The organism is Mesorhizobium sp. CA8, from assembly GCF_020164955.1.
GTDB lineage: Bacteria > Pseudomonadota > Alphaproteobacteria > Rhizobiales > Rhizobiaceae > Mesorhizobium.
On the sequence record NZ_JAIUHG010000032.1, the window covers coordinates 69,540 to 77,697 of the forward strand.

The 8,158-nt window shown below is 61.8% G+C and carries 5 protein-coding genes; 1 reads left to right on the top strand and 4 read right to left on the bottom strand.

The window, feature by feature from the left end:
• Positions 1–309 precede the first annotated feature (309 nt).
• Complete coding sequence (locus LB553_RS26910; RefSeq protein WP_224517791.1) at positions 310–1,029, top strand: Crp/Fnr family transcriptional regulator; 720 nt, start codon at positions 310–312, stop codon at positions 1,027–1,029.
• Between the two features lie 269 nt (positions 1,030–1,298).
• On the opposite strand, the gene LB553_RS26915 is transcribed toward LB553_RS26910, so the two are convergent.
• The 4 genes from LB553_RS26915 to LB553_RS26930 form a co-directional block, all read right to left on the bottom strand.
• The gene (locus LB553_RS26915) at positions 1,299–1,997 is read right to left on the bottom strand and encodes a class I SAM-dependent methyltransferase (protein ID WP_318011539.1); all 699 of its coding nucleotides are present in this window, start codon (positions 1,995–1,997) and stop codon (positions 1,299–1,301) included.
• Between the two features lie 553 nt (positions 1,998–2,550).
• A complete protein-coding gene (locus LB553_RS26920) occupies positions 2,551–3,891 on the bottom strand; it encodes an HlyD family type I secretion periplasmic adaptor subunit (RefSeq protein WP_224517794.1) in 1,341 nt (446 codons plus the stop codon).
• Positions 3,888–5,561, bottom strand: a complete 1,674-nt coding sequence (locus tag LB553_RS26925) for a type I secretion system permease/ATPase (protein WP_224517796.1) — start codon at positions 5,559–5,561, stop codon at positions 3,888–3,890. Before LB553_RS26925 ends, LB553_RS26920 begins: the two co-directional genes overlap by 4 nt.
• A gap of 200 nt (positions 5,562–5,761) precedes the next feature.
• A partial coding sequence (locus LB553_RS26930) for a beta strand repeat-containing protein (protein ID WP_224517798.1) occupies positions 5,762–8,158 on the bottom strand: 2,397 nt, incomplete at its 5' end.

Consider the following 8,158-nt stretch of genomic DNA (forward strand, 5'->3'; position numbering starts at 1 on the left):
TACCTCCTACGATATCAGGGCTACGGCGAATTCGGTATTCCTACCTCTGTGTGCTGACTGCAAAGCGGGCTAGTATGCCTGTAAGCTGTGCCAATATGAGAAATGAACGGCCTCTTCCAATCTCCCCGCGGAACTAATCGAGGCGTTGTGACTTGTGAGCCTATGAACCTTCTTGTCCTAACGGTTGAGACGCACCTTTGGCAAAAAACCGCGCGCCAGGGCCACTGGTGATCTCCTAAATCTGCTTGCTGCCAGGCCGGGAACGGTTACATTTTATCTTGGGGGGAAGGAGGTTGGGCGGGGTTGTAGATGACGTACCCTTCACGGCCCATTTTGCGCGGGAATGAAAAACGTTCATCGTACGTCGCAGTCAACGACGTCGATATTGCTTTGATCAAGGCGCTAGGGTTCACCCCGAAGCGCTATGCGGCAGAGTCAGTCATCGTCGGTCAAGGCGAGGTCAGCGACCGCGTATTCATAGTCGAGTCGGGCTGGGGTTGCATTTCCCATGAACTCGAGGGCGGGCAACGGCAAATCCTGGATTTTGCGCTGACAGGCGACATCGTCCTGCCCCAGTCATACGCGGGCAGTGCTCTCGAGACTTTCGTGGCCCAGACCGAACTTTCGGTGTTGGTGGCTTCGACCAAGGCATTTACCCGTGCTGCCATGAAGTCGTCACATCTTTTCTCGCTTATTCTCGAAACGCTGATGCAACACCGATCGGTCATCGCTCAACATCTTACAAATGTTGGACGACGCAGCGCCCTAGCGCGCACGGCGCACCTATTTCTCGAACTGAAGGCGCGTCTGGAACGGATCGGCTCCGTCACCCGCAACAGCTATGAATGCCCTCTCACCCAATACGATCTTGCCGACGCGCTCGGACTCACGCCGATACATGTCAATCGTATGCTGCGGGAACTGCGCGAGCGCAAATATCTCGAATTCCGCCAAGGCAATGTTCGCATGCTCGATGAACCAGGCTTGACAAAATTTGCCCGATTCGAGCGCGATTACATCGAACGTTGAGGCATATCAGCCGGTCCGAATTCCAATTCTCCATCGCCGCGCCGGGATTGGTGTCAGCAACCCGCCCCTAACGGAAGAACATCGATGACCACCGCTGCGCCGCTCGCTCGCGACGGCGCTGTTGAGGGCGCGCTCGGGAGCGGCTACCGCCGAGCTACACCACCTCGCGGGACACGACCCACGCACATCATTGGATTGCCGCAAAAATCTCCGGAAACCTAAGCGCCAAGGTAAGGTTCTGGACCCGTCAGGCAATCGTCGCCAACCTCCTAAAAAGGTTTCCTCGAGAGAGCCATCAAAGTCCACCCGAAGCCCATGCGCTCCTTGAATCGCTCCACGCGGTTGCCAAAGAGGGCGCGTACAGGCGCATTGAGCTTCCACGAGTTCACGATCCGCATCACTCCGACGCGGGCCACCGGCGAAACCGTGAAAAGTTCCTGCGACGCAAATTCGGGTTCGAGCAATTCTGCCAACTCGTGCTGATAAAGCCAGTGACGCAGCTGCCCCGGCGCAGGAGGTGGAATCGCATTGTACTTTTCGAGTACGTGACGGTTTTGCGTTGCCAGCATCAGATAACCGCCAGGCTGAAGGTGGGTGGCGAGTTTGCGGACAAAGGCTTTTTGATCGAATACGTGCGAGAGAACCTCCAGGGTGACGATCACGTCGAATGTCGATCGACCGAAGTCCAGGGCCATGAAATCTCCTGCAGTGAAAGTGATGTGTAGCCAACGCTTTGCCGCGCGACTCAGAACTTCGTCGGAAAGGTCGGTCGCCGTTACCTTGCCGTATCGTGAAAGTTCCGGCTCGAACCAGCCATTGCCGCAGCCGACATCAAGGATATCGAGGTCATTTCGGCCCAGTCTTTCGGGCCAGCGTCGTATGACCTCTGATTGACGTGCGCTTCTGGGATGCTTTTCGCGCCCCCCGATTTCAGTGTTCCATTTTGTTCCAGAACGATCTTTGCAGATCTATCGGCGCATCGCCTTGCGAAAAATTGTACGGCGTTGACATTGCCTTCTCACACGTCGCCGCCCCGTTCTCCACGGCTCTCTGGCTGCAATGAGTTTCAGTTGGGAAGCATTAGCAGACACGCGACTAAGCGGCACTTGACCCCAGAGTCATCAAAAGGGAGAGGGGCGACAGCATCGCCGCCCGGCGGCGAAAACAGTGTGTCGGGCGCACGGTGCCCGAAACGCAGAGCGGGAGCGTCGGGAACTCCTCGGCCGCGGCCCCTTCAAATGCGTGGCGCTGCAATGCGACTGCACATAGTGCCGATTTGGCGAATTAAGCGCCTTCGGCAATTATCTTTTGATAGGTCCACCCAAAAAATGTTCGGCGGCGGACCACCTCGACGCAACCTCCTCCGACGCCTCTTCCTCGGGGACTTTCGTACGCCTGCCGGCGCCCGAAACTCTTCATGGAAACGGATGATCTGCCTTCAGCAGATCGCTGGCAGAGGCAGACCTTCGCGTCGACGAAGCTCATTCAGCAAGCGCCCGGGCCAGTCCGAGCGTGCGCTCTCTACTTTTGCCGGAACGCCGTGTGCAAGGTCGCCGTCAGCGGTCCCAGAATGTAGTCCAGAGCGGTGCGTTCTTCGGTCACGATCATCACCGAGGCAGGCATGCCTGGATAGAGCTGGATCTGCGGGGCGGCGGCGAGTTCCTTTGGGTCCACCGCGATATCGGCAACGTAATAGGGAAAGCCGGTCTTGGCATCGGTGACACGGTCCGCGGAAATACGGGCGACATGACCGTGGATGACCGGAGTGGTGCGCTGCTTGTAGGAGGTGAAGCGGACCTCCGCCGTCATGTCGGCGCGCAGGCTGGCGATGTCCTCGACCTTGACCTGGGCCTGCACGATCAGCGAATCCCTGGCCGGCACGATATCGAGGATAGTCTGGCCGGGAGCGACGATCGCGCCGGTAGAGAAGACCGTAAGGTTCATCACCTGGCCGTCATAGGGAGCATGCACCACGGCGCGGTCCACTGTGGCCTGTGCGGCAAACATCTTCGGCACCAGATCGGCAAGGCTCGACTGGGTATCGATCAGCATGGCCGAGAGTTTTGCGCGGCGCTCGTTAGTGAGCTGCGCGATCTGGCTTTCGAGCTCGGCCTTGCTCTGGCGGTTTCCCGCGATCTCGCCGAGCGCCTGGTCGATCAGGCCCTGTAGGTCGGCGGCCGAGCGGTCGAGCTCCAGGATACGCGTGCGCGTCGTCAATCCGGCCTTTAGCAGCTTGTTGAGGCCGGCCTTCTCGTCGATCGTCGAGTCGAGCTGGGCGCGGAAAGACTCGACGCGCGCCTCCTTGCCGTCGATCTGTTCGTCGAGCTCGGCAATCCGCTTCTGCAGGATCTGCCTGGCGCCGGCCATCGAGGCGCGCTGGCTCTCGAGATCGGCGATCTGGTTGGCCATCGCGTCCTGCAGATAGGCCTGATGCTCGGCGGTGATGTCCTTCGGGAAGGCGACCGCCTCATGGCCGTCGATCTCTGCGCGAATGCGGGCATCGGTGGCCCGCAGCAGCGCATATTGCTGGGAATAGAGGTTGAACTCGGAGCGAGCTCGCGTGTCGTCAAGCACGACCAGCACATCGCCAGCCTTGACGACGTCGCCGTCCTTGACCCGGATTTCCCTCACCGTGCCGCCGTCGAAATGCTGGACGCTCTTACGATTGCCCTCGACCTTCACCACTGCGTCGGCAAGCACCGCGCCGTTGAGCGGCGCGATCGCGGCCCAGCCGCCGAACATGCCGAAGAAGCCGACGATAATGAGCAGGCCGATCCACACCGGCGCCCGGATCGAATCGGGGTTGGCGCCCGCCTCGTCGGCGCCGGTGAGGCGGCTATAGGTTGCGGCGATGTCGGTCATTGGGTCGCCACCGCGATGGGCGCGGCGCGCTGGTTGAGCAGCGCCACGATCTCGTTCCGCATGCCGAAGGCCTCGACCGCGCCATCCCTGAGCAGCAGGATCTTGTCGACGTTGGCCAAGGTCGAGGGCCGATGCGAGACGATGATCACCGTGCTGCCGCGGCGCTTCAGCTCCAGCGCGCATTCGGCGAGCGCGCGATCGCCATCGGCATCGAGGTTGGAACTCGGCTCATCGAGCACGATGAGGTTCGGCGTGCCGAACACCGCACGGGCAAGCGCGATGCGTTGCCGATAACCGCCGGACAGCACCGCACCGCCCTCGCCGATCTGCGTCTCGTAGCCCTGCGGCAGGCGGATGATCATCTCATGCACGCCGGCGAGCCGGGCGGCCTCGATTACCTCGCGGTCGACATCGGTCTTGAAGCGGCCGATATTAGCGGCGACTGTGTCGGAAAACAGCTCGATGTCCTGCGGCAGGTAGCCGATATGGTCGCCGAGAGCCTCGCGCCCCCATTGCGTCAGATCGGCGCCATCCAGCCTGACCGTGCCGCGGCTCGGCTGCATGATGCCGGCGAGGTGACGCGCCAGCGTCGACTTGCCGGCGCCGGAAGGGCCGACGATACCCAGCGCCTCGCCAGCCTCCAGCCGGAAAGAGACATCGCGCAGCAGCACCTTCTGCAGGTTGGGAATGGCGAAACTGAGCTGTTCGACCGCGATCTTGCCGGTGGGTTTGGGAAGGTTGAACGAACGTTCCCCTTGCGCGCCGCCGTCAAGCAGCTTCTCAACCCTTCCTAGCGCGGCACGCGCCAGGATAAGGCTGCGCCACAGCCCGACGATCTGCTCGACAGGCTGCAGCCCCCTACCCAGAAGCAGGCTCGCCGCAAACATCGAGCCTCCGGTGATCTGACGCTCGATCACCAGATAGGCGCCCAGTCCGAGGATCAGCGACTGCATGGTGAGCCGCAGGAAACGGATCAGGCCGGACATCAGCGCCGCCCGATCACTGGCCTGTCCCTGCCGGCGGAGCGCCATGCCGCGGTCGCGCCCCCAGCGACGAACAAGGCCCTCCATCATGCCCATGGCGCGGATGACCTCCGCGTTCCTCAGGCTCATCTCGGTGAAATTGTAGTTCGCCGTGGCAAGGTCGTTGGCCTGCTTCAGCGGCGTCCTCACCATGTATTCGTTGAGCACCGCCATGGCGATGAGGATCAGCGAGGAGCCGAGCGCGAAGAAGCCGAGCCAGGGATGCAGAAGGAAAATGATGCCGATATAGATGGGCGACCACGGCAGGTCGAACAGGGCATGGATGCCGCTGCCCGTGATCACCTGGCGGAACGTATCGAAATCGCGGATCGGCTGGCTTTGCGAAGCACCCTGTGACGGCGTCTCGACGGAAGCCGCCAAAATCCTCGCTGACAGCAGCCGGTCGAGCCGCGCGCTGGCCCGTGTCAGGATCGCGGCGCGCACGAGGTCGAGACCGGCGAGCGCCAGAAAGGCGGCGAGCAGCACCAGGGTGAGCATCACCAGCGTCGTCTCGCTGCCGCTGGTGACCACCCGGTCGTAGATCTGCAGCATGTAGAGCGGGGATGCGAGGTAAAGCAGATTGATCGCCAGGCTGAACGCCGCCGCGAACAGGAAATAGCGGCGGCAGGCGCGAAGCGCATCCCTCACGATTCTAGATTTGTTCTGGAGATTCACATACCCAGCGGAGAACCGCCCCCTGTCCAAACTGCGTGCCCGGAACCGATCCTACTTCCGAGCCACGCGATCCGCTCGTAAACCTTGTGTAAACCTTAATTCGTAAGCTTGAATCCTCGGCCGGCGGTGAAAGAGGGGGAGCCGCGCGTGGTTGCGGGCCCACCCTCTTTCCGTCACACGGCGAACTCGCTCGTTCCGCTGCCGACGCCGGTCAACGTGAACTCGGCCGGATTATAGGTCACGACGGTATGCCCCTGGCCGTCATCTGCGACCTTGAAGCCGTTCGCGTCGTAGGAGCCGAGCAGGTGCAGCGTGGCGCCGTGCGTGCCGTCGGTCACGGTCAGCGTGCCGCCGCTGCCGTCGGCGTTCGCCTGGTAGACGGCCGTCGTTGCCGAGCCGAACAGGATGTCGTTGAGATCCAGCTTGTCGTCGTTGGTGATGCCGCCGATCCGTCCGCTGAAGTCGAAGGAATCGTCGAGCTCCAGCGTGCCGGCCGCATTCTGCGCGAAGGTCACGTCCGTCGACGAGGCTGCGCCGAATTCCAGCTTCGACAGATTGCCGATCGTGGCATCGCCCTCGCCAGTGACCGCGCCGTGGATGGCGATATTGCCGCCATTGGCCCACAGCATGCCGGAATTCGCGACCCCGCCGGCGACGACCAGGCCGCCCGAACCGGTCGCCTCCAGCGTGCCGGAATTGGCGACCACGCTGCCGCCGGTGTCGATGACGAGGGCATTCGAGCCGGAGGCGATGATGATCCCCCTGTTGTCGAGGCCGAGCATGCCATCGCCCAGCTGACCGGCGCCCGAGATAGTGTTGTCGATATTGGTCAGGGTGACGTCCGGACCGGTGCCCGAGACGATATTGAAGGCGCTGTCGGAGAGGACGACCTGCCCGCCGCCCTGCAGCGTCACGCCATGCTGGATAACCTGCAACAGTGTTTCGCTGCCGGTCGAATTCAGCGAGATGAGGCCGCTGTTGTTGATAGTGCCGCTCAACGGCAGCAACGCGCCGTCGGCAATGGTCATCGTGCCGGGATTGTTCACCACCAGCGTCTGGTCGAAGGCGAAATTGCCGGCGCCGAGCGCGGAGGAATGCACGCCCTCCAGCGTGATCGACTGTCCGTCACCGAGCGTGATCACCGCATTGCCATTGGCATCGTCGGCCATATGCGCCTGAACGTCGGCAAAGCTCTGGAAGCCGGAATAGCCGATGAGATCGACCTGGTCAGCGGCCGCGTCGAAGCTGTGGACCGTATCGTTGCCGATCGGCTGGGAGAAGACGAACAGATCATTTCCGCTGGAACCGGTCAGCACGTCGTCGCCCGACCAGGCGAAGATCGGCGACCCCGGCGCATAGGCCTCGACATTGTCTGCGATCGACAAGCTGCCCGTGGTGCCGTCGGCATTGGTCCAGGTCATCGAGACGTCGAGTACAGCCGCGCCGGCGAAGTCGGCCGGCGTGGTGACCGTCAGTGCGTGCACGGCGTTGGACTGCACCGTCCAGGACCCGTCGGCGTTCTGCGTGGCGCCGTCGATGGTCCAGCCGGAGGGCAGATCCTTCACCGTCACGGTGACGACCTGTCCATCCGACGGATCGGTCAGCGCAAGATTGATCGGCTCGCCGGCGGTGCCTACGGGAGCAGTGAACTTGCTGCTGCTTCCGCCACCGCCATTCGTTTTGAACGTAACGCTATCCACCGCTGTATTGGAATTGTGTGCCGCGCTGTTGTCGGTGACGACAGCACTTATTTGATGGACGGAGTTGCTGACCGGGAATGGAGCCACGCCGTCAGTAAATGTATGCGCGTAGTTTCCTGTCGCTGCTCCCGCAGCCAATTCCGCAGCGGTGAAAGTGTAGATCAGAACGGGCGCTCCCCCGCCGATGCTGTCATACAATTGGATGCTCTGAATACCGCTAGTATCCGTCGCGTGGACAGTGAAGGTTGACTCCTGCTGGCTCGACGAAAGCTGGTGGCTAATCGATACACTTGGTGGTGTGACGTCGCTACCCGTAACATTGATGGTCGCGGAGGCGGTGGCGGCGTCCGTTCCACCATTGACCGTGCCGTCCCCATCCACCAACGTATAAGTCACCGTCTTGGCGATGGCGGGGCTGGTCGCATTGGAATAAAGGATATGGTCGGCCAATGCCGCGGCCGCCGCTTGCGTGGCGCTGGCGTTGAACGTGATGACGAGGTTCGACCCGTTCGTACCGCCGCTGAGCGTTCCGATGACCGTGCCGCCATAGGTCACGTTGCTGCCGCTGACGCCGATCTGGCCGGCGCCTGTGCCTTGATTCTGGATGGTCAACTGGTCGGCCGACGTGCCGTTTGCTGTGATTGCGACGGTGAGCTTGCCGCCGTTGAAGTCGGCGGAGTCGATATCTGTAATCGTCGCAGTTGGAGCGATCGCCGTGGCCGCCGACCCGGCAGTGTAGTTGATGCTTGTTGAATTGCCGACGGTTCCGCTGTTCAGATCTATAGCCGGCGCATCGTTGGTGCCGTGGATGGTGACGGTGACCACCTGGCTGGCGGTGCCGTCGGAGGAGACGGCGGTGAAGCTGTCGGT

Excerpts from the sequence above, each read along its gene's own strand:
- LB553_RS26910 (WP_224517791.1), top strand. The coding sequence starts at position 310 with ATGACGTACCCTTCACGGCCCATTTTGCGCGGGAATGAAAAACGTTCA.
- LB553_RS26920 (WP_224517794.1), bottom strand. The coding sequence starts at position 3,891 with ATGACCGACATCGCCGCAACCTATAGCCGCCTCACCGGCGCCGACGAG.